Annotated in this window: 16 protein-coding genes; 15 read left to right on the top strand and 1 reads right to left on the bottom strand. The window is 58.3% G+C overall.

The annotated features are described in order from the left end of the window. Window positions 1-16 precede the first annotated feature (16 nt). On the top strand, window positions 17-1,630 hold the full coding sequence (locus RDQ42_RS03405; RefSeq protein WP_054331012.1) for a gamma-glutamyltransferase family protein: 1,614 nt from the start codon (window positions 17-19) through the stop codon (window positions 1,628-1,630). Between the two features lie 341 nt (window positions 1,631-1,971). On the opposite strand, the gene RDQ42_RS03400 is transcribed toward RDQ42_RS03405, so the two are convergent. After that, window positions 1,972-2,349, bottom strand: coding sequence for a hypothetical protein (locus RDQ42_RS03400; RefSeq protein ID WP_054331013.1), 378 nt, complete (start codon window positions 2,347-2,349; stop codon window positions 1,972-1,974). A gap of 329 nt (window positions 2,350-2,678) precedes the next feature. Between RDQ42_RS03400 and spoIVB the strand changes: the two genes are divergently transcribed. From spoIVB to RDQ42_RS03330, 14 genes are all read left to right on the top strand, one after another. Continuing rightward, entirely contained in the window at window positions 2,679-3,911 is a 1,233-nt protein-coding gene (gene spoIVB, locus RDQ42_RS03395; protein ID WP_161802806.1) for a SpoIVB peptidase, read from the top strand. A gap of 128 nt (window positions 3,912-4,039) precedes the next feature. Then, entirely contained in the window at window positions 4,040-4,813 is a 774-nt protein-coding gene (gene spo0A / locus RDQ42_RS03390) for a sporulation transcription factor Spo0A (RefSeq protein WP_054331015.1), read from the top strand. A gap of 489 nt (window positions 4,814-5,302) precedes the next feature. Continuing rightward, a complete protein-coding gene (locus RDQ42_RS03385; protein ID WP_231358485.1) occupies window positions 5,303-8,641 on the top strand; it encodes a PD-(D/E)XK nuclease family protein in 3,339 nt (1,112 codons plus the stop codon). Continuing rightward, a complete protein-coding gene (addA, locus tag RDQ42_RS03380) occupies window positions 8,628-12,185 on the top strand; it encodes a helicase-exonuclease AddAB subunit AddA (protein WP_308588284.1) in 3,558 nt (1,185 codons plus the stop codon). The genes RDQ42_RS03385 and addA overlap by 14 nt, the downstream gene beginning before the upstream one ends. Window positions 12,186-12,412: 227 nt before the next feature. Beyond that, entirely contained in the window at window positions 12,413-12,958 is a 546-nt protein-coding gene (infC, locus tag RDQ42_RS03375) for a translation initiation factor IF-3 (protein WP_074026294.1), read from the top strand. Between the two features lie 20 nt (window positions 12,959-12,978). Beyond that, the gene (rpmI, locus tag RDQ42_RS03370; protein WP_054331022.1) at window positions 12,979-13,176 is read left to right on the top strand and encodes a 50S ribosomal protein L35; all 198 of its coding nucleotides are present in this window, start codon (window positions 12,979-12,981) and stop codon (window positions 13,174-13,176) included. Window positions 13,177-13,224: 48 nt separating this feature from the next. Next, on the top strand, window positions 13,225-13,578 hold the full coding sequence (rplT, locus tag RDQ42_RS03365) for a 50S ribosomal protein L20 (RefSeq protein WP_054331023.1): 354 nt from the start codon (window positions 13,225-13,227) through the stop codon (window positions 13,576-13,578). An 82-nt stretch (window positions 13,579-13,660) separates the two neighbouring features. Continuing rightward, window positions 13,661-14,452 carry an RNA methyltransferase gene (locus RDQ42_RS03360; RefSeq protein ID WP_195254346.1) on the top strand — a complete coding sequence of 264 codons (792 nt, stop codon included), beginning with the start codon at window positions 13,661-13,663 and terminating at the stop codon, window positions 14,450-14,452. Window positions 14,453-14,474: 22 nt separating this feature from the next. After that, window positions 14,475-15,623 carry a DNA-processing protein DprA gene (gene dprA / locus RDQ42_RS03355; protein WP_054331025.1) on the top strand — a complete coding sequence of 383 codons (1,149 nt, stop codon included), beginning with the start codon at window positions 14,475-14,477 and terminating at the stop codon, window positions 15,621-15,623. A gap of 52 nt (window positions 15,624-15,675) precedes the next feature. Beyond that, a complete protein-coding gene (gene topA, locus RDQ42_RS03350; RefSeq protein WP_231358482.1) occupies window positions 15,676-17,778 on the top strand; it encodes a type I DNA topoisomerase in 2,103 nt (700 codons plus the stop codon). Further along, window positions 17,775-19,109, top strand: coding sequence for a methylenetetrahydrofolate--tRNA-(uracil(54)-C(5))-methyltransferase (FADH(2)-oxidizing) TrmFO (gene trmFO / locus RDQ42_RS03345; RefSeq protein ID WP_071427176.1), 1,335 nt, complete (start codon window positions 17,775-17,777; stop codon window positions 19,107-19,109). The genes topA and trmFO overlap by 4 nt, the downstream gene beginning before the upstream one ends. Window positions 19,110-19,113: 4 nt before the next feature. Next, window positions 19,114-20,139 carry a phosphate acyltransferase PlsX gene (gene plsX, locus RDQ42_RS03340; protein WP_071427175.1) on the top strand — a complete coding sequence of 342 codons (1,026 nt, stop codon included), beginning with the start codon at window positions 19,114-19,116 and terminating at the stop codon, window positions 20,137-20,139. Window positions 20,140-20,220: 81 nt separating this feature from the next. Further along, window positions 20,221-20,889, top strand: coding sequence for a ribonuclease III (gene rnc / locus RDQ42_RS03335; protein ID WP_054331026.1), 669 nt, complete (start codon window positions 20,221-20,223; stop codon window positions 20,887-20,889). Between the two features lie 7 nt (window positions 20,890-20,896). Beyond that, the gene (locus tag RDQ42_RS03330) at window positions 20,897-21,898 is read left to right on the top strand and encodes a radical SAM protein (protein ID WP_308588282.1); all 1,002 of its coding nucleotides are present in this window, start codon (window positions 20,897-20,899) and stop codon (window positions 21,896-21,898) included. Window positions 21,899-21,923 lie beyond the last annotated feature (25 nt).

Here is a 21,923-nt window from a genome sequence, read left to right as displayed (position 1 = left end):
AGGAGGACACTATCCTATGAGCTTTCAATTCGATTCCCTCAAGTACAACTATCCCACCACCCGCAAGGCTGTCTTTGGGAGAAAGGGCATGGTTTGTACTTCCCAGCCGCTGGCTGCCCAAGCCGGCCTTGATATCCTGAAAAAAGGCGGCAACGCCGTCGACGCTGCCATCGCCACCGCCGCCTGCATGACGGTACTGGAACCAACCAGCAACGGCATTGGCGGAGACGGCTTCGCCCTGGTTTGGATGAAAGACAAATTATATGGCTTAAATGCCAGCGGCCCCGCCCCCATGGGCATTGACCCGGAGGAGCTGCGGGCCAAATACGGTGATACCCTCCCCAAACGGGGCTGGGTGCCGGTGACGGTTCCTGGCATTCCCTCCGCTTGGGCGAGCCTCTCCGAACGGTTTGGAAAGCTCCCCTTTGAAGAACTGCTGGAGCCCGCTATCCGCTACGCGGAGGAAGGATACCCGGTTTCCCCGGTGATCTCCCGGCTGTGGGACAACGCTTACAACGAGTTTAAACCCACCCTCAAAGACGATTATTTTAAATATTGGTTTGAAACCTTCTGCCCCAAAGACCGCGCTCCCAAGCCGGGTGAGATGGTCTACCTGAAAGATCACGCGAAAACCCTGCGGGAGCTGGCGGCCACCAAGTGCGAATCTTTCTACCGGGGCGCCATCGCTGAGAAAATCGATGCCTTCTCCCGGGAATGCGGGGCCTACCTGCGCAAAGAGGATCTGGCCGCTTTCCACGCCGAGTGGGTGGAGCCGATCAGCACCAACTACAAAGGCTATGACGTTTGGGAGATTCCCCCAAATGGCTATGGCATCACCGTGCTGATGGCGCTGAACATCCTCAAGGGATTTGAGTTCAAGGATCCCCATTCGGCGGAGACCTACCACAAACAGCTGGAAGCTATGAAGCTGGCCTTCATCGACTCCCAGAAATACGTGGCCGACCCCCGGTTTATGAAAACCACGGCGGAAAAAATGTTGGATCAGGGCTATGCGGACAGCCGCCGCGCCTTAATTGGCGACACTGCCCGGATGCCTGAGGCAGGTGACCCCAACTGCGGCGGAACCGTCTACCTCTGCGCCGCGGATGAAGAGGGCAACATGATTTCCTACATCCAGAGCAATTACAACGGCTTTGGCTCCTGCGTGGTCATCCCCGAAACCGGCATCTGCCTGCACAACCGGGGCCGGAACTTCTATCTGGATCCCGCCAGCGGCAACTGCATCGCCCCCGGTAAGAAGCCTGCCCACACCATCATCCCCGGTTTCCTCACCAAGGATGGCAAGGCAGTCGGCCCCTTTGGGGTCATGGGTGCATTTATGCAGCCTCAGGGTCAAGTCCAGGTGCTGATGAACACCATCGACTTCCATATGAATCCTCAGGAGGCGTTGGACGCCCCCCGTTGGCAGTGGACTAGCGGCATGAATGTAGAAGTGGAGCGCGCCTTCCCCTACGCGGCCACCGAGGAACTGATCCGCAGAGGGCACAAGGTCACCGTCCCCGCGGAGTCCCTGCTGTTCGGCAGAGGGCAGATCATCTGGCGGGATGAAGATGGCGTTCTTTGCGGCGGAACCGAGTCCCGGACCGACGGCACAGTTGCCGCTTGGTAGCCCTATCACACTGACTTATATTTTTAAAAAAAGAGGACCTGTCGCCAAGTGACAGGCCCTCTTTTTTGATGGCAAAAGCCATTATTTTTGAAAAAACCGGGCAATCTAACAAGGTATACAGGCACTGTTTGATTTCGAACAGCGCCCCTGTCCCTTGGGTGTATCCGAAGTCCCAAAGGAGCGGAAGTGCTTTCATAAAAATAGGGAAAAGCCATATTTTTGCGGCACGCCGGCGAATTGGGAAAACTCCAACAAAAACATATAAAGGGCCGTGCAAGCCGGTTGCAGGGCATCCGGTTTTTGGAAACCCCCAAAAGTGGGTTTGTGCAAAATCCCCGACTTTATCGGGTAAGGGTCTCCCCCTCGGGCAATTCGTATTCGTGAAGGGGGAAGATGCGGAAGGGGACCCTTTTTTGGATGCAGAGGTTCAGCGTACCGGCGGTGCCGCGGGAGGAAAGATCCCAAAAGGCGAGGACCAGGTCCGCCCGCCCCACAATCTGCTGGTTGCGCATCATCGGCGCTTTCGCCCCGTAGCGGCTGTACTCAGGTGGGAACTCGGTGTAGATGGCCCCTAGCACCTGGGCAATGGTTTTGGCTGCGGCGTCCACACCCTTGGCCCCGCCGCTGATAATCTCCGAGCAATTGCGGGGCACCCGCTGGATCATCTGAAAAATATCCAAATTTTTGGCGTTCCTCGATCCGATGATAGCTACGCGCATGCCGGTTCCCCTTCCCTTTATCCTGCATATAAAATGAAAAAATTGGCTTGCAAACGGGCTGTATGAAGGAAAATTCCCTGTGCCTCCGCCTGTTTTCAATGGTGGCGAGTAAAAACAATTCCAATTAAGAGGAAGGACTTGCCAGGAAGGATCCCCCAAAAATCAAATTTACCTGTATTGTAGCACATTCCCGCCGGTTGTGGGAATTCTTTCCCCCGAAAAGTTTTGCTAGGCGGGGAACATTCCGCTAATAGACGGTAATTTTACATCCCATATCGGCGGCCATCGGTGGAACAGTAAGAAGGAACTTAAAATGGGGGATGCTTAAAATGAAAAGATTGTATCAAAAGTTTGCGTCGGTGACCTGCGTGGCCATCGCCGCCCTGCTGTGTTTTACCTTATATATGCAAGTGACCTTGCCCGATGATTTTTATGTGGTGGAAGGGGAGCCCTTTTCCATCCGGGCCGGGCGGTATATCACCGCCATGGAGCCGGCAGAAGGGTTGCCTGCCCACGCATACGATCAATCGGGGAACAGCTACCACCTGGACCTGAAAATGTTTGGCGCCATCGGCATCAAACAGGTCAACGTCCAGGTGGTGGAGCGCAACTATGTAATCCCAGGGGGAAATCCTTTCGGGCTGAAGATGTTCACCGAGGGGGTGATGGTGGTGGGCCTTTCCGACATCAATCTGGACGGCCAGGCGGTCAACCCGGCGAAAGAGGCGGGCATCGCCACCGGGGATATCATCCTCTCTATTGGCGGGAGGAAGGTCTCCTCCAATGAAGATGTTGCAGCCGCGGTCTCCGGTTCCCAGGGGAAAGCAGTCGCTGTGGAACTCCGCCGCAAAAACACCCGGATGAAGGTCAGCCTGAAGCCGGTGAAATCCCCGGATGACGGCAGCTATAAAGCTGGAATCTGGGTGCGGGACAGCTCCGCAGGCATTGGCACCATGACCTACTACAATCCCACTTCCATGGCTTATGGAGGGCTTGGACACGCCATCTGCGACGTGGATACCGGCGAATTGATGCCCCTTTCCAGCGGCGAAATTGTGGGAGTGACCATCACCGGTGTTGGAAAGGGGGTCAGTGGGAAACCTGGCGAACTGCGGGGTTCCTTCAACGGCTCCGGACGGATGGGTTCGCTGGAGATGAACAACGAAACCGGCGTTTTTGGCTTGCTGGAACGGATTCCCGTTTCTGGGGAAGCCATACCGCTGGCCGTTCGACACGAGGTACAGACAGGACCCGCAGAGATTCGCACCACCCTTTCGGGGGATAAACCACAAAACTATTCCATTGTGATTGAAAAGATCAATTTTAGCGATTCCAACCCCACCAAGAACATGGTGATTCGTGTCACAGACCCCACTCTCTTGGAAAAAACAGGGGGAATTGTTCAGGGGATGAGCGGCAGCCCCATCATCCAAAACGGCCGTTTGGTAGGGGCGGTGACCCATGTTTTTGTCAACGATCCGACACGGGGGTACGCAATTTTTGCAGAGAATATGGAAAAATCCTCGAAGATCATCGAAAGTGGAAGCAGAAAAGTCTCGTGATAATTGACAATTTTTACCTGGAATTTTATAATGGTGTTGGAACTTCTTTTATTTGACAAACTCTTGCAATCACTTCCAAAATATGGTAATCTATAGACGTGGAAAAAATTTACAATTGAGGTGCGAATATGACAAACAAAATCAAGGTCCTCATCGCAGATGACAACAAAGAGTTTTGCGCCCAATGCTCTGCACTCCTTCGGACCTATGGCTATGAGACGGTCGTGGCCCCAAAGGATGGATTCCGTGTTGTGGAGCTGGTGGAAGAAAATCAGCCGAATATTGTCCTTTTGGATGTGTTCATGCCTCGGCTGGATGCCATCGGCGTGATGAAAACCATCCGCGAATCCCAAATTTCAGTCCAGCCCTTGTTCATGATGATGTCCACCTTCGACAACCCAGTCCTGGAGCGGGAACTGCTCAACTCCGGTGCCTCTTACTACTTCCTCAAACCCTTTGACACCGACGTGCTGGTGGAGCGGATTGTCCAGATCTCCGGGTACAAAAAAGCGGACATCCTAGACCTGCCCGGCGCTGGTAAACTCCAGCCCGACCTGGAAATGATGGTGACTGAGATCATCCATCAAATCGGGGTGCCCGCCCACATCAAAGGCTACCATTACCTGCGGGAATCCATCCTGTTGGCAGTGAACAACGCCGACATCATTAACTCGGTGACCAAACAGCTGTACCCCACTGTAGCCAAAAAATTTGGCACCACCTCTTCCCGGGTGGAGCGGGCCATCCGCCACGCCATTGAAGTCGCCTGGGACCGCGGGGATGTGGACATCCTCAACTCCTACTTCGGGTATACCATCCACAACGGCAGAGGGAAGCCAACCAACAGCGAATTCATCGCGATGATCGCCGATAAGCTGCGCCTGCGCCTCAAAATCAGCTAAATTCCTATTATTATGCCAACCACAATTGAATCATACAACCGCAAAACCGCCAAAAGACAGAATTGTCCTTTGGCGGTTTTGCGTTGGGGGAGAGATTGTGGTACAATGGTCGCAAAGCGACCATTGGGGAAGAAATCCTCTCTCCATTGCTACAAGCGCTGCTTGTAACATGCGCAAAATTGCTTCCTGCCACACAGTGGCAACGCAATTTTGAGGGGCCGCCCTCCCGCCGCAAAGCGGCACCGGGATTTTTCCAGCCTGTGCGGACTTTGTGGTATCATAGCCACAACAAAGTTGTGTCATTCGAAGAATTTCTTGCAGGGCGCAGCCCTTTGCGGCGAGGGCCGCACCGCAATTTAAAAGGTTCTGAAAAATACAATCCGCAAAGCGGGCTATTGTCCACAGGTTGAGACTGCGGCCCTATTAAATATTCAACCGATCCGCGGGGAACACCCGCTCTTTTCATTTACGCCATCAGGAGGGGTGAAGATGCTGCATTTGATTTTAGGCCCGGCCGGTTCGGGAAAGACCACCCGCCTCTATGAGGAATTGGAACACTGGGTTCAAGGCGGGAAAAAAGCCATCCTCCTGGTGCCGGAACAATACTCTTTTGAAAGCGAAAAAGCTTTGTACCGCCGCCTTGGCCCCACTGGAGCTGCCCGGGTTGAGGTGCTCAGTTTTACCCGGTTGTGCGACCGCATCTTCCGGGAATACGGCGGCCTTGCGGTCAACGCCCTGACCGACACCGGCAAAGCGATGCTGATGAGCCTAGCCCTTGGGGAGGTGCGGGACACCTTGCAAATCTATGCCCGGCAGGTTGGCAGCGCCGCCTTTGTGGAGAGCTTGTGCGCCGCGGTTTCGGAATTTAAAAACGGCGGGGTCTCACCAGAGGAGCTGGCTGCTGCCGCCCGGGAGAGCGGTGATGCCCAACTGCGGGAGAAAGCAGCGGAGCTATCCACCATCTACGAGGTGTACAACGCCTTGCTGGAAAGCCGTTATACCGACACTGCCGACGATTTGCAGCGGGCCTGCCGTTTGGTAGAAGATCACCCCTTTTTTGCAGGATATGGGGTGTTTGTGGACTCCTTCATGACCTTTATGGCCTCAGAATTCCGCATGTTGGAACTGGCGATTGGGGGGGCGCCTCACTGCACCTGCGCCTTCTGCTGTGATGGCATGGCCGACCAGGAGGGGGGGAACGGGGTGTTTTCTACCGCCAAAAAAGCCATAGCCCGGCTGATCCGCGCCGCACGGCAAAGCGGGGTAGGGGTAGCTGTGCCGGAGGTGCTGGAGGGTTCCCACCGGTTTCAAAATGAAGAACTGTCCTGTTTGGAGCGCAGTTTCCTGCGGCCCCGGGTGATCCCCTGCCCCGGGACGTCCCAGTGGGTGCAGGTCTCCGCCGCCCCAAGCCCTTGGGAGGAGATCCAGTGGGTGGCGGCCAACATCGTCGGTCTCGTGCGGGAAGAAGGGTACCGCTACAGCGATGTGGCGGTGATCTGCCGAAGCTTGGAGCGGTACCGCACCCCGGTGGAGCGGATTTTCACCCGCTATGACATCCCTTGCTTCTTTGACCGCAGGGTGGAACTGGAATCCAAGCCTCTGACCGCCCTGCTGCTGTCTGCCCTGGAGGCGGTGCGGGGCAATTATTCCACCGAGGCCATCCTGCGTTTTGCCAAGAACCCAGCTCTGGGCCTTTCTGCCCCGGAACTGGCCCGGCTGGAAAACTACTGCTACATTTGGGGGGTAGAGGGCCGCCACTGGCTCACCCCCTTTGAAAACCACCCCGAAGGCCTCTCGGAAGCCTTCGATGAGGCGGCGGTCCTCCAACTGGAGGAACTGAACCTTCTGCGGGCACGGGTGATCCAGCCGTTGAAAAACCTGAAGGGACAGCTGGCCCAAGGGGACGGCATCTCCTTTGCCGCAGGGCTGTTCACCCTTTTGGAGGAGGTGGAGGCCCCCCGCCACCTGGAGGATTTCGCCGCCTCCCTCCCGCCGGAGGAAGCTGCACTCTTTTTAGAAGAACAGTCCGCCCTTTGGGACGCCTTGGTGGATATATTAGATCAATTTGCCCAGATCGTGGGGGAGGCCGGCATGAGCCAGCAAAGGCTCACCGACCTGCTGCGCCTGGCCATCGGCAAAACTGACATCGGCCAGCGGCCCCAGACCTTGGACCAGGTGATGGTGGGCATGGCCGACCGCATCCGCCCAGGGGAGCCGAGGGCCACCTTTGTCATCGGTGCGGTGGAGGGGGAGTTTCCGGCGGTGGTCACTGCCGGCGGTGTGTTCACCGACCAGGAGCGAACCCGCCTTCTGGAGGCGGGGGTGGAGCTCGCCCAAAACATCGAGGAAAAATCGGTTTACGAAAAATTCTACGCCTATTTTGCGGTCACCACCCCACGGGAGCGGCTGTACATCAGCTACCCCAAAGAAGATGGAAAAGGCGGCGCCCTGGCGCCGTCGGTGATCCTCTCTCAGGCGGCGAAAATCCTGGGGTGTCGCCTGAGCCCCGCTGCCGTCGACCCCATCAAGGCGGCGGCCAACCTTCCGTCAGCGAGGGAGGCGTTCTCCTGGGTCTACCACCAGGACAGCCCCCAGCGGGCATCTCTCCAGGCGTTTTTGGAGGAGAGGGACGGGGAACTCCTGGACCGGATGGAAGCGGCCCAAAACCGGGATGGATATGCCATCCAGAGCCCGGTTCTCGCCCGGCAGCTGTTCGGCAAGCGGATGCGTCTCTCCCCCTCCCGGGTGGAGCAGTACTTCGCCTGCCCCTTTGGGTATTTCTGCGCCAGCGGCCTTCGCATCCGGCCCCGGCGCAAGGTGGAATTCTCCCCCCTGGAGTCTGGCTCGGTGATCCACTTTTTGCTGGAGCGGATGGTCTCCCGTTATGGGGGGAAGGGCCTCTCCCAGCTGACCCAGGAGCAGATGCACCGGGAGGTGGAGGAGCTTTTGACCCAATACCTCTCCCAGCGGATTGACAACATGGACGCGCTGCCCACCCGCTTCCGGTACCTGTTCAACCGGCTGGTGGCCCTGGTGACCCGGCTGCTGGAACAGTTGGGCGCGGAATTCTCCCAAAGCGCCTTTGCCCCTGTGGCCTTTGAGCTGAAAATCGGGGCGGATGGCCCGGTGAAACCTTTGGAGCTGACCACCCCCGACGGGGTCACCGTCTCGGTGGAGGGGGTTGTGGACCGGGTGGATGTGATGGAGAAGGACGGGAAGAAATACGTCCGGGTCATCGACTACAAATCCGGCTCCAAGACCTTCAACCTGTCGGATATCTTCTACGGCCTCAATATGCAGATGCTGATCTACCTCTTCTCCATCTGCCAAAATGGCACCGGGGAACTGGAGGGCGCCCTGCCCGCCGGGGTGCTTTACCTGCCGGCTAAAAATGTCATCGTCACCGCCGACCGGGGGGAGAGCGATGCATCGGTGGCCGCCCAGCAGCAGAAAAAACGGCGGATGAACGGCCTGATTTTAGAGGATAAGGACGTAGTGCTAGGCATGGAACAGGATGGCAAAGGGGTGTTTATCCCCGCAAAGCTCAAGGCGGATGGGGAGCTGGACGCCCGATCTTCCCTGGCCAGCTTGGAAGAGATGGGTCAGCTGAAAACCAAAATCGAGGAGGAGATCCTCGCCATGGCCAAGGAGCTCTCCGCTGGGAAGGTGGAGCCGCTGCCAGTCTCTGGCCTGGGGTACGACCCTTGTGTTTACTGTGAATACCGACAGGTCTGCGGGTTTGAGGACGGCGACCGGGTGCGGACGATCGCCGAGCTGGACAAGCGAGCATTCTTTGCGGAAGGAGGAGAAGGGATTGGCAAGCCGTAATTGGACAAAAGAACAGCTGGACGCCATCACCGCCCGGGGCGGGACCGTCCTGGTCTCGGCGGCGGCAGGCAGCGGAAAGACTGCCGTCCTGGTGGAACGGGTGATCCAGCGGATATTGGACCCCATCGCCCCGGTGGATGCCGACCGGCTGCTGATCGTCACCTTTTCCAAAGCCGCGGCCCAGGAGATGAAACAGCGGATCAGCCTCAAGCTCTCCCAGCTCATCGAGGAGAATCCCCAGGACGCCGCTTTGGCCCGGCAGCAATCCCTGTTGGCCCGGGCGCAGATTAGCACCATCCATTCCTTCTGCCAGGAGCTTCTGCGGCAGAATTTCCAGGCCCTGGACCTGCCGCCGGACTTCCGGGTGGGGGATGAGAAGGAGCTGGACCTGCTGCGGGCCGACGCCGCGGCGGAGGTCATCGAGGAATGTTATCAAAACCCCGAGGACAGCGCTTTTTTCAGCCTGGTGGAGCTGCTGTCCACCGGGCGGGACGACAAGCGCCTGACCCAGACAGTACTGCGCCTCTACGACTTTGTCCGCTCCCACCCCTTTTACCAGGATTGGCTGGCGGACAAGCTGGCCTTTTACGGCAGCGGCCTCCCGGTGGAGGAGACAGTCTGGGGCCAGGCGATCCTCGCCTATGGCAAAAACGCCCTGGAATATGCCGCCTTCACCTTAGAGGAAGCCCTGTGGGAGATCCGCTCCGATGAGAAGATGGAGGCGGCCTATGGCCCCGCCTACGAGAGCGACCTGCAGGGGGTGCGTGCCGCCTTAGAGCGTGTAGAAGCCGGCGACTGGGATGGGGTGAAAGCCGCCCTGGACAGTTTCAGTTTTCCCCGGCTCAAGGCCCTGCGGGGCTTTTCCAATGACCCTTTAAAAGAGCGGGTGCAGGCCGCACGCAAGCAGGTAAAAGAGCTGATCGAAACACTGGCGGAAAAGCAGTTCTGCGCAACCCGGGCCCAGTTCCGGGAGGATATCGACGACCTGCTGCCCAAAATCACCCGGCTGTTTGAGGTGACCCTGGCCTTCGACCGGCGGTTCACCGAAAAAAAGCGGGAAGGCAAGCTGGTGGATTTCTCCGACCTGGAACACCTGGCCCTCGCCCTCCTTTGGGAGAAGGAGGAAGGGGGATACCATCCCACTGCCTTGGCCAAACAGGCTTCACAGCGGTTTGAAGAGGTGTTTGTGGACGAGTACCAGGATACCAATGAAGCCCAGGACATGCTCTTCCGGGCGGTTTCCCGGGAGGAGAAAAACCTCTTTTTGGTGGGGGATGTGAAACAGAGCATCTACCGGTTCCGCCAGGCCATGCCGGAGATTTTCCTGGAAAAGAAGAGGCATTTTGCCCCATACGACGGGGAGCATTACCCGGCAAAGATCCTTCTGGGGCGCAACTTCCGCAGCCGGCCGGAGGTCACTGCGGGGATCAACTTCCTCTTTTCCATGGTGATGAGTGAGGAAATCGGCGAGATGGACTACACCGCCGAAGAGGCGCTGATCCCCGCTGCCAGCTACCCGGAGGCCCCCGGGATGGGTTGGCAGGTGCGGGTGCTGGATTCCTCCCAATTGGGGGAGGAGGACGGCGTGGCCCTGGAAGCGGAGTATGTGGCTGGACAGATCGCCCGGATGTTGGGGGAGAAGACCCTTGTAACAGATGGGGGGGAGCTTCGCCCCGTGCGGCCGGGGGATATCGCCATCCTGCTGCGCTCCACCAAAAATAAGGCGGAGAAATACCTGGAGGCCCTGCGCCGCCGGAAGATCCCCGGCTGGGCGGACAGCCAGGGGGGATTCCTCGCCCGGCGGGAGATCGCCGCGGTGGTCTCCCTCCTGCGGGCGGTGGACAACCCCCTTTTGGATGTGGATTTGACTGCCGCCATGCTTTCACCCCTCTTCGGCTTCACCGCCGATGAGCTGGCCCAGCTGCGGCTCTCTGCCCCAAAAGCTTCCATCTATGAGGCGGCCATCGCCTACAGCGGCACATCGGAGAAAACCGCCCGGTTTTTGGAGACCCTCGCCTACCTGCGGCGGGAAGCAGCGGTGCTCCCCGCCCAGGAGCTGGTGCAGAAGGTCTACGATTGCACCGGGTTTGAGCTGATCGCCGGAGCAATGCCAGGGGGCGCCCGCCGGAAAGAAAACCTGCGGGCCTTCCTGTCCTACGCGGCGGAATACGGCGGGGGAAAAGGCCTTGTCGGGTTTATCCGGTTTTTGGACCGGCTGGCACGCCAGGGGGAGGACTTGGCCCCACCCACCGGCAGCGGTGGGGAGGACGCGGTGCAGATCCTCTCCATCCACCGCTCCAAAGGGTTGGAGTTCCCGGTGGTCTTCCTCTGCGACACCGCCAAACAGTTTAACAAAGAGGACCTGCGAAGCCCTACCCTCCTCCACTCCCAGATGGGGTTTGCCTGCATGCGGCGGGATGAACAGCTGATGCGCCAATTCACCACCGTGCCCATGGAGGCGATGAAGATTGAACTGGAGCGGTCGATGCTCTCGGAGGAGCTGCGGATTTTATATGTGGCTCTCACCCGGGCCAAGGAGCGGCTGGTTGTCACCATGCAGCTCAAAAATCCGGAGAAGAAGCTCTCCGCTTTGGCGGGGGGCCTTGATAAGGGCGGCCGGGTGCCCTCCCGCCGGGTGCGGGCGGGGAGCAGCTACGCCGATTGGCTGTTGATGGCTCTTCTCCACCATCCGGATTCTGGGGAGCTCTGCCGCCTGGCCGGGTGTGAAGTCTCGGGCGGGGACGGTTCCAGCCATTTCTCCATTCAGGTGGAAAGTCTCCACCCCCGGGAAGAAGCTGGGGAAGAGGGGGGAGGCCGGTTGGAATCTCTGCCAGATCCTGGGATGGTAGAGGCCCTTCGGCGGCAGTGTGCTTTCCAGTACCCCAACCGGGCAGCGACCCTCATCCCCACCAAAATGGCGGTCTCGGCTATTTCAAAGGGGCAGGGGGAGGGAAACTATTTCATCCGGCGGCCCAAGTTCTTGATTGGAAAGGGGCTCACCGGTGCGGAGCGGGGCAACGCCGTCCACAAATTCATGCAGTTTGCCTCCTATGAAGCGGCTCGGGACAACCCCGCCGGGGAGATCGCCCGGCTGGTGGAACAGGGCTTCCTCCTCCCGGCGGAGGGTGAGGCCATCCCAGTGGCCAAACTGGAGCGGTTTTTTTGCTCGGATTTGGCCCGGCGGATCTTCTGTGCCGACCAGGTGCTGCGGGAATACCGGTTTTTGGCCGAGGCGGGGGAGGAGCTTCTGGCCCCCTACCTGGACTGGGAGTTCGGGGGCAACCAAACCGCTGTCCAGGGCGTTGCCGACTGCATCTTGGTGGAAAATGGCCGGGGGACAGTCATTGATTACAAAACCGACTATGTCAAAACCCCTCAGGAGCTGACGGACCGGTACCGGGTCCAGGTGCTTCTCTATCAAAAAATATTGGAGGAGAGCTTGCATATCCCCATCGGGGCGTGTATACTATATTCATTCGCCTTGGATGAAGCCATACCGGTTTCACTGGGGGATGTCCGCGCGGACCCCACAAAGATCTTGTAAAAAGATCGTGGTAAAAGCCTTGACAAATCCCCTTTTGCCTGGTAGAATAGATTAGAAAACAAAGTAGAACAGAATTCCGTTCTCACCTATCCACGCGATAGTGGCCTGGGTCAATAGAAACACAAGGTGCGGCTAGTGGCCGTTCTTGGTTTGTATTGCAAGCGCAGACGGAATTGGTCTGCGCTTTCTTTGTTTTATCCGGCGGCTTTGCCGCCTTGTAAACCACGATTTATGGATTTTGGAGGTGCTTTACCATTAGCAACAAAGAACTGCTTATCAATGAGGAGATCCGGGATAAGGAAGTGCGTGTCATCGATGCCGACGGCAGCCAGCTGGGCGTAATCCCCACAAAGGACGCTCAGAAAATTGCCCTGGAAAAAAATCTTGACCTAGTCAAAATTGCTCCTCAGGCCACCCCTCCCGTCTGCCGGATTATGGACTATGGAAAATACCGGTTCGAGCAGGCCAAAAAGGAGAAGGAAGCAAAGAAAAATCAGAAGACCATGGACGTCAAGGAGGTTCGCCTCTCTTTGAACATCGACGTCCACGACTTTGACACCAAGCTCAACCACGCCAAGAAGTTCCTGGCCGGCGGCGACAAAGTCAAGGTTGCCCTGCGCTTCCGTGGCCGTGAGATGGCGCATCCCGAATTGGGCGAAGCTATCGTTAAGCGCTTCATTGAAAGTTGCTCGGAGTTGGGCTCGGTTGACAAACTGCCCAAGATGGAAGGACGCAGCATGGTCGCGTTTATCTCACCGAAGAATGCCAAGTAAATTTAAGGAGGAAAATCCACATGCCTAAGCTGAAAACTCATACCGGCGCCAAAAAGCGTTTTAAACTGACCAAAAACGGGAAGGTAAAAAGAGCGCACACCAACAGAAGACATATCCTGAACCACAAGACCACCAAGAGAAAGAGAGCTCTGCGGAAAGCTACCTATGCGGATAAGACCAATATGAGAGCACTCAAGCTCCTCATGCCCGCAAGATAATTTTTGAAGAACTACTTTTAAGAAAGACCAAAACGGAGGTATAACGATATGGCTCGTATTAAGGGCGCTACCATGACCCGCAAGAGAAGAAAAAAGGTACTCAAACTGGCTAAAGGCTACTTTGGTGCTAAGAGCAGACTGTTTAAAACCGCAAAAGAAGCGGTTATGAAATCCGGCCAGTATGCTTACATTGGCAGAAAGCAGAAGAAACGCAACTTCCGCTCCCTGTGGATCACCCGTATCAGCGCTGGCTGCAAGATGAACGGCATCAACTACTCCACTTTTATGAACGGTCTCAAAAAGGCTGGCATCACCCTCAACCGCAAAATGCTGTCTGAAATCGCCATCAGCGATCCCGCAGCATTCACTTCCTTGGTTGAGAAGGCAAAAGCCGCTCTGTAATTTTGACTAGAAAGAACGCCCGGGTCGCGATTGACACGGGCGTCTTTTACTACCTTAGGCGTACCGCCGGAAAGGGGAAGGGATGGAACGGATCACCTCACGGGAGAACCCCCAGATTAAACAGCTGACCAAATTGATCGCTCAGAAAAAAGAGCGCACCCGCACAGGGCTTTTTGTGGCCGAGGGCGCGCGGATCGCCGCTGATGCGGTGAAGAGCGGCCTTGCCGTAGAGCAACTGTTCCTCACCCCTCAGGCGCGGGAACGCTATCCTCAGGAGGCAGCCCTCCTCACAGAAAAGGCCCAAAAAATCTACGAAATCACCCCGGAGCTGGCGCAGAAAATTGCCAATACCAACACGCCCCAAGGGGTTTTCTGTGTCCTGCCCATGCTTGACAATCATTTCCAGACTGCTACAATATGGGGTACAGGGCATTATTTGGTGCTTTGCTCCCTCCAAGACCCGGGGAACTTGGGCACCATTATCCGCAGCTGTGAAGCCTTTGGCATCGACCGGCTGTTTTTGACCGATGATTGTCCCGACCTCTACAGCCCCAAAGTGCTGCGGGCCACCATGGGGGGCGTGTTCCGCCTACCTATCACAGTGGTGGACAATCTGCCGGGGCTGTTTGAAAAGTTCTGGGGGGAGAAGGTACCAGTGTATGCTGCCGCCCTCCAGGAAGGGGCCAAGGACATCACCCAGCTGCCCCTGAACCAAGGGGGCGCAGTGGTCATCGGCAACGAGGGGAAGGGATTGCCGCCGGAGGTTGTCGCCTTGTGCGACAGCGCGGTAATCATCCCCATGGCGGGGCGGGCGGAGTCTCTCAATGCCTCGGTGGCGGCGAGCATTGTCGCCTGGGAGATGGCCCGGCCCTAGGGCAGGGAAAAGGGGGAATACCATGGAAGAAGCGCTTTATTGGATGTGGTTCCAGCAGGTGTTTGGCGTGGGTACCCGCCGGGCGGAGGAAGTCCTCTCCCGGGTCGGCCACCCGCGGAAATTGTATGAGATGGACCGCATAAACCTGGCCCGGCTGGGCATCTTCTCCCAGAAGGAGCTCTCTTTGTTGGGCAACACCACCTTGGATCAAGCGCGAAAAAACGCCGCCGAGGCCAGGCGGCTCGGGTTTGAAATTTTGACGCCTGAGGACCTTAAATACCCTAATTTATTGAAGAACATTTATTCCTGCCCCCTGGTGCTCTATGTGGAGGGGGAACTGCCCGACCTCTCCCAACAATTGCCCATCGCTATGGTGGGCACCCGCAATTTTACCGAATATGGCAAGCGGGTGGGAAAAACTCTCTCCGGCGACCTGGCCAGGGCCGGGGCGGTGGTGGTCAGCGGACTTGCAGTCGGCATTGACGCCATCTGCCACGCAGGGGCCATCGCCGGCGGCGGAAAGACAGTCGCTGTGCTGGGCTGTGGTCTCGATGTGGACTACCCCCGGCAGAACAGCGACCTTCACCGGCTCATCTCCCAAAACGGGGCAGTCATCAGTGAATATCCCCCGGGCACGCCGCCCAACCCCGGCCATTTCCCCTGCCGCAACCGGATTATCTCCGGCCTCTCCAAAGGGGTCGTGGTGGTGGAAGCGGGGGAGCGCAGCGGCTCTTTGATCACAGCGGGCCTGGCCCTTTCCCAAGACCGGGATGTTTTTGCAGTGCCCGGCCGGATTGAGGAGCCGAATTCCAAAGGAACCCATAAACTGATTCAGCAGGGGGCAAAGCTGACGGCCTGCGCTCAGGATGTTTTGGAGGAGTACCTCTATAGCGGGTACGCCTTCCACCTTCCTCAGCAGCCGGCGCCGGAGCGCAAATCCAAAGAAAGGCCCCCAACCATCAACCAGAAAACACAGCCTGCGGCGCGCCCACCGGAGTATCTCAATCCGCCGCAGCTTTCCATATACAAGCTGTTGGAGCAGGGCCCACGCAGCGCCGAGCAGATTGCCCAAGAGGGCCGGATGCCGGTGGCAAAGGTCCTCTCCACCCTAACCGAATTGGAGATCTACGGGGCAGTCACCGCCTTGCCTGGCGGCCGATACAGCCTGTAGCCATAGAACCCCCCCGGCCAACTGCGGCCGAATCCTTTCATGGAGGTATTGGATGTCAAATCTAGTGATTGTGGAGTCGCCGGCCAAGGCGAAAACCATCCAGAAATATCTGGGCGATAATTATGAGGTGGTGGCCTCCATGGGCCACATCCGCGACCTGCCCAAAAGCAAAATAGGGGTGGATATCGAACACGGTTTCACCCCCCAATATGTCAACATCAAAGGCAAGGAAGATCTGATCTCCTCCTTGGTCAAAGAGGCCAAGAAGAGCGACAAAGTCTATCTGGCCACCGACCCCGACCGGGAAGGGGAGGCCATCTCCTGGCATTTGGCCCACCTGCTGGACCTGGATCTCAAAGACGAGAACCGGGTCACCTTTAATGAGATCACCAAGACCGGCGTCCAGAACGGCATGGCCCATCCCCGGCAGATCGATCAGGCGCTGGTGGACGCCCAACAGGCCCGACGCATCCTGGACCGGATTGTGGGTTATAAAATCAGCCCCTTTTTGTGGAGGAAAATCCGCCGGGGGCTCTCCGCCGGGCGGGTTCAATCGGTGGCAGTCAAGCTGATCGTCGACCGGGAAGAGGAGATCCGCGCTTTCAAGTCAGAGGAATACTGGACCATCGATGCCAGCCTGCTCGCTGAGGGCAGCCGCAAGGCGTTCCCCGCCAAATACCACGGCCATGGGGGCAAAAAACAGGAGATCAAGGACAAGGAGACCGCTGATGCCATCCTGGCCGCCCTCCAAGGGGTGGAGTTCCAGGTGGGCACGGTGAAGAAGGGGGTCCGCAAGAAATCCCCTGCTCCGCCGTTTATCACCTCCACCCTCCAGCAGGAGGCTTCCCGCAAATTGGGCTTCCAGGCGCGGCGGACCATGAAAGCCGCCCAGGAGCTCTATGAAGGCGTGGAAGTGGAGGGGATGGGCGCCATGGGCCTCATCACCTATATGAGAACCGACTCCCTGCGCCTTTCCGACGAAGCGGTGAAGGACGCGGCCGCCTTCATTGAAGAGAAGTACGGCAAGCCCTACCTGCCCCAGACCAAGCGGGTGTACAAATCCAAGGCCAGCGCCCAGGACGGCCATGAGGCCATCCGGCCCACCGTGGCCAGCCTCACCCCTGACAAGGTCAAAGGCAGCCTGACCAGTGATCAATACAAACTCTACAAACTGATCTGGGAGCGGTTTATCGCCAGCCAGATGGCCACCGCCCTGCTGGACACCGTCTCCGCCGACATCCACGCCGGCGACTACCTCTTTAAAGCCTCCGGCTACTCAGTGAAGTTTGATGGTTTCACCGTGCTGTATGTGGAGGGCAAGGACGAGGAGGAAGAGGACTCCGGCGCCCTGCCGCCTTTGGAGACCGGCATGGTCCTCAAGGTCAAAGCCCTGGACGGCAACCAGCACTTCACCCAGCCGCCGGCCCGGTTCACTGAGGCTTCCCTCATCAAGACGTTGGAGGAAAACGGCATCGGCCGCCCCAGCACCTACGCCCCCACTATCACCACCATTTTACAGCGCAACTATGTGGAGCGGGACGCCAAGGCCCTCAAACCCACCCCTCTGGGGGAGGTGACCACCAAGTTGATGGAAGACCAATTCTCCAACATTGTGGATGTGGACTTCACCGCCAACATGGAGAAGAACCTGGATGGGGTGGAGGAGGGCAAGACCGACTGGGTCAGCACCCTTGACAACTTCTACAAAGATTTTGCCGCTACCTTGGAACAGGCGGAGAAGAATATGGACGGCACCCGGATCAAGGTCCCGGATGAGGAGACCGATGTGGTCTGTGAATTGTGCGGCCGAAAAATGGTGATCAAAATGGGCCGGTTTGGCAAATTCCTGGCATGCCCCGGCTTCCCCGAGTGCAAGAACACCAAAAAGATCGTCCAGGAAACCGGCGGCATCTGCCCCTTGTGCGGCGGCAAGGTGCTGGCTAAAAAATCCAAAAACGGCAAGGGGTACTACGGCTGTGAAAACAACCCCACCTGCTCCTTTATGACCTGGGATAAGCCTTTGACCGACCTGTGTCCCCAGTGCGGCTCCACCCTGTTTAAAAAGGCGGGGCGGTATGGCCGGATTCACTGCCTCAAGCCGGACTGCGGTTATGAGCAGGCCACCGGCAAAGAGAAAAAGGAGAAGGAAGAATGATCCGGGCCGCGGTAGTAGGGGCGGGCCTGGCCGGCTGTGAAGCCGCCTGGGCTTTGGCCCAAAGGGGAATCGGGGTGGACCTTTTTGAAATGAAGCCCCAGCGGTACAGCCCTGCCCACAAATACCCCGGCTTTGCGGAGCTTGTCTGCTCCAACTCCCTGAAAGCCTCCCGCCTGGGGTCGGCGGCCGGGCTTCTGAAAGAGGAGATGCGGATGCTATCCTCCCTCACCATGGCCTGTGCGGAAGAGACCAGCGTCTCCGCCGGCGGGGCCTTGGCGGTGGACCGGGAGAAATTCTCCGACCTGGTGACCCAGCACATCAAAAGCCACCCCAATATCACCGTCCATGTAGGGGAGGTTACCGCCATCCCGGAAGGCCCGGCGGTCATCGCCACCGGCCCCTTGACCGACGGCGCTTTGGCCCAGGCTATCCGGGAGCTGTGCGGCAGCGATACCCTCAGCTTTTTTGACGCTGCCGCCCCCATCGTCTCCTTTGACTCCATCGACCAAGAGCGGGTGTTTTTTGCCGCCCGCTATGGCCGGGGGGAGGATGACTACATCAACTGCCCCTTTAATAAGGAGGAGTATGAGGCCTTTTACGATGCCCTGATCCACGCGGAATCCGCCCCGTTAAAGGAATTTGACAAGCGGGATTTCACCGTCTACGAGGGCTGTATGCCGGTGGAGGTAATGGCCAAACGGGGGCCGGACACCTTGCGCTTCGGGCCTATGAAGCCGGTGGGACTCACCGATCCCCGCACCGGCCGCCGCCCTTGGGCAGTGGTGCAGCTGCGGCGGGAAAATGCCGAGGGCACCATGTTCAACTTGGTGGGCTTCCAGACCAACTTGAAGTTCCCGGAGCAGAAGCGGGTGTTTTCTATGATCCCGGGGCTGGAAAACGCATCTTTCCTGCGCTATGGGGTGATGCACCGCAACTCCTTTTTGGATTCGCCCCGGCTGCTCACGCCCACCTTCCGCTTCCGAGGCAGGGAGGACCTCTACTTCGCCGGGCAGCTGACCGGGGTGGAGGGATATACCGAGTCGGCGGCCTCCGGCATCCTGGCGGGGCAGAATTTGGCGCGGCAGCTGCTGGGACAAGCCCCTCTTGTCCTCCCCCGGGACACCATGTTGGGGGCTCTGTGTGCCTATATCAGCGACCCAAACGTAAAAGAATTCCAGCCCATGGGGGCCAATATGGGTATTTTGCCACCTTGGCCGGATAGAATCCGGGATAAAAGCCAACGCTATATGTTGGTGGCCCAGCGAGCAGTGGACAGCCTTCGGGCTTATTTGCAGGAAGAGACACCTTTGTATGGGAAAGGGGATAACTAGCATCATGCGGATTATTGTAGACGCTTTCGGCGGAGACAACGCCCCCCAGGCAGTCATCGAGGGCTGCCTGCTGGCAAAACAGGAATACGGTGTGGACCTGGTCCTCACCGGGGATGAAGAGAAAATCCGGGAGGCGGCCAAGGAGATGAACGCCGACCTCACCGGGATTGCCATTGAAAATGCCCCCGGTATTATGCCGGTGGAAGCTGACCCCACCGATATCTTGAAAACTTATAGCGATTCCTCTATGGCGGTGGGCCTCAAGATGCTCAGCGAGGGGAAAGGGGATGCCTTCCTCTCGGCGGGGAGCACCGGCGCACTGGTGGTCGGCTCCACCCTGATTGTCAAACGGCTCAAGGGCATCAAGCGGGCGGCCCTTGGCACTGTGATCCCCACCATGACCGGCCGGGGCAATTACCTTCTGATGGATGCTGGCGCCAACCACGAATGCCGGCCGGAGATGCTCTGCCAATTCGGGGTGCTGGGTTCGGTGTACATGGAAAAGGTCATCGGGGTCAAGAATCCCAAGGTCGGCGTGGTCAATATCGGCGCAGAGGAGACCAAGGGCCTTCCCTTGCAGATCGATGCAGGCGCCCTGCTCAAAAAAGCGCCGGTGAATTTCATCGGCAACGTGGAAGCCCGGGGCTTGCCCTTGGGCGAGGTGGATGTGGCGGTGGCCGACGGCTTCACCGGCAACGTCATCCTCAAATTGAGCGAGGGGCTTGGCAAATCCTTTAGCGGAGCCATTAAGGACCTGTTTAAACAGTCGCTGCTGACCAAGATCGGCTACCTTTGCGTGCGGGGGGGCCTGGACGGCTTCCGCAAGAAGATGGACTACACCGAACACGGCGGCGCGCCCCTGTTGGGCCTTACCAAGCCGGTGATCAAAGCCCACGGCAGTTCCAACGGCTATGCCTTTAAAAATGCCATCCGGCAGGCTAAGCTGTGCTGTGAAAGCGACATGATTGGCACCATGCAGAAAGCGCTGGAAGAACTCAAAACCAGCACGGCGGCAGTTGCCGAAGAATAAATGGAAGGCCCAAAAGGCGGGAGATCTGCTCCCGTCTTTTGGCGCATCCTGTGGAGGAACGAATGAAAGGAGGGTTTCCCGGTGGATTTGGAAAAACGGATTGGCTACCACTTTCGGGAAAAACAATATTTGCAGACGGCGGTCACCCATTCCTCTTATGCCAACGAGATGAAGGACCCGACCCCGTACAACGAACGGCAGGAGTTTTTGGGGGACGCGGTGCTTTCCATCGTGGTGTCCGACTACCTCTTTAAAAACTCCAGCTTGGCGGAGGGGGATTTGACCAAGCTGCGGGCGGCTCTAGTCTGTGAAAAATCCCTGTGCGGCTTCGCGGCCAAAATCGACCTGGGTTCCGCCATCCGGCTGGGCAAGGGGGAAGAGATGATGGGCGGCCGGACCCGGCCATCCATCCTGGCAGACGCCTTTGAGGCGCTGATCGCCGCCATCTACCTGGACGGCGGCATGGAGGCGGCCCGGGAGTTTGTCCTTCCCTTTGTCATGGACACCTTGGAGAGTGAGAGCAAAATCCGCTTCCACGACTACAAGACCGCCCTCCAGGAGATCGTGCAGAAAAACCCGGAGGAAAAACTCTCCTATGTGCTGGTGGAGGAATCCGGCCCTGACCACAACAAGCGGTTTGAAGTGGAAGTCCGCCTCAACTCCAACGTCATAGGCCACGGGGTGGGCAAGAGTAAAAAGGACGCCGAGCAGATGGCGGCCAAAGAGGCCTTGGAATTGATGGGGCAATGATGGGGCAATGATGGGGAAACACGCCAATGTAGCCATCTTTGTCCCCCATTTGGGATGCCCAAACCAGTGCAGCTTCTGCGACCAACGGGAAATTTCCGGGGCCGTGTCTGCCCCCACCGCCCAAGAGGTGAAGGCGGCCTGTAAACAGGCTCTCCGGCAGTTGGGGGAGGGAGCCCGGCAGGCGGAAATTGCCTTTTTTGGCGGCAGTTTCACCGCCATCGACCCGGCTTACCAGCGGGAGCTGTTGGAGGCGGCATTTTCCTTTGTGGGGCCGCAGGGCTTTGGGGGTATCCGCCTTTCCACCCGGCCGGACGCCATCGACCGGGACATCCTCTCGATGCTGAAAAGCTATGGGGTCACCGCTGTGGAGCTGGGGGCCCAGAGCATGGACGACCGGGTCCTGGAGATGAACCGGCGGGGCCACAATGCCCAGGCGGGGCGGGATGCCTCCCGGCTCATCCGGGAAGCTGGGCTGGAGCTGGGCCTTCAAATGATGTTGGGCCTCTACGGGGACAGCCCCCAAGGGGCCATGGAAACCGCCCGGGAATTCGCCGCTTTGGGGGCGGATACAGTGCGGATCTACCCCACGGTGGTGCTGCGCCGTACCCAGTTGGAAACGCTGTACCAATCGGGGGAGTACCTCCCCATGGAATTCGAGGAGGCGGTGGAACTTTCCGCCCGCCTGTTGGAATTTTTCGGGGAACAGGGGATTCGGGTCATCCGCTGTGGGCTCCACGACAGCCCGTCTTTGGAGGAGAACCGGGTGGCCGGGCCCTATCATCCCGCCTTCCGGGAGGTCTGCGAGGGGAGGATGTTCCTCCGGCGGGCTCTCCGGCTGCTGGAGGGGATGCCCCAAGGGGAGGTCACCCTTTGGGTGGAACCCCGCAACCTCTCCCGGATGATCGGCCAAAAGCGGTGCAACCTTTTGGAGTTGCAGCGACGGGGCTACCGGGTGAAGGTGAAAGCCGACCCTGCCCTTACCGGGGATGGAATCCGCATATCATTTTGATGGAAGACCGAAACGACCGCGAAAG

The organism is uncultured Merdimmobilis sp., from assembly GCF_902471145.1.
Taxonomy (GTDB): Bacteria; Bacillota; Clostridia; order Oscillospirales; family Ruminococcaceae; genus Merdimmobilis; species Merdimmobilis hominis.
Note: the sequence above shows the minus strand (reverse complement) of the source record. Positions and strands in the feature narration are given on the sequence as shown.

Bases quoted from the DNA above. Each gene is read 5' to 3' on its own strand.
- dprA (WP_054331025.1), top strand. From the start codon at position 14,475: ATGGAAGAAGCGCTTTATTGGATGTGGTTCCAGCAGGTGTTTGGCGTG.
- trmFO (WP_071427176.1), top strand. From the start codon at position 17,775: ATGATCCGGGCCGCGGTAGTAGGGGCGGGCCTGGCCGGCTGTGAAGCC.
- spoIVB (WP_161802806.1), top strand. From the start codon at position 2,679: ATGAAAAGATTGTATCAAAAGTTTGCGTCGGTGACCTGCGTGGCCATC.
- rplT (WP_054331023.1), top strand. From the start codon at position 13,225: ATGGCTCGTATTAAGGGCGCTACCATGACCCGCAAGAGAAGAAAAAAG.
- RDQ42_RS03330 (WP_308588282.1), top strand. From the start codon at position 20,897: ATGATGGGGAAACACGCCAATGTAGCCATCTTTGTCCCCCATTTGGGA.
- rpmI (WP_054331022.1), top strand. From the start codon at position 12,979: ATGCCTAAGCTGAAAACTCATACCGGCGCCAAAAAGCGTTTTAAACTG.
- topA (WP_231358482.1), top strand. From the start codon at position 15,676: ATGTCAAATCTAGTGATTGTGGAGTCGCCGGCCAAGGCGAAAACCATC.
- RDQ42_RS03405 (WP_054331012.1), top strand. From the start codon at position 17: ATGAGCTTTCAATTCGATTCCCTCAAGTACAACTATCCCACCACCCGC.
- spo0A (WP_054331015.1), top strand. From the start codon at position 4,040: ATGACAAACAAAATCAAGGTCCTCATCGCAGATGACAACAAAGAGTTT.
- plsX (WP_071427175.1), top strand. From the start codon at position 19,114: ATGCGGATTATTGTAGACGCTTTCGGCGGAGACAACGCCCCCCAGGCA.
- RDQ42_RS03385 (WP_231358485.1), top strand. From the start codon at position 5,303: ATGCTGCATTTGATTTTAGGCCCGGCCGGTTCGGGAAAGACCACCCGC.
- RDQ42_RS03360 (WP_195254346.1), top strand. From the start codon at position 13,661: ATGGAACGGATCACCTCACGGGAGAACCCCCAGATTAAACAGCTGACC.
- RDQ42_RS03400 (WP_054331013.1), bottom strand. From the start codon at position 2,349: ATGCGCGTAGCTATCATCGGATCGAGGAACGCCAAAAATTTGGATATT.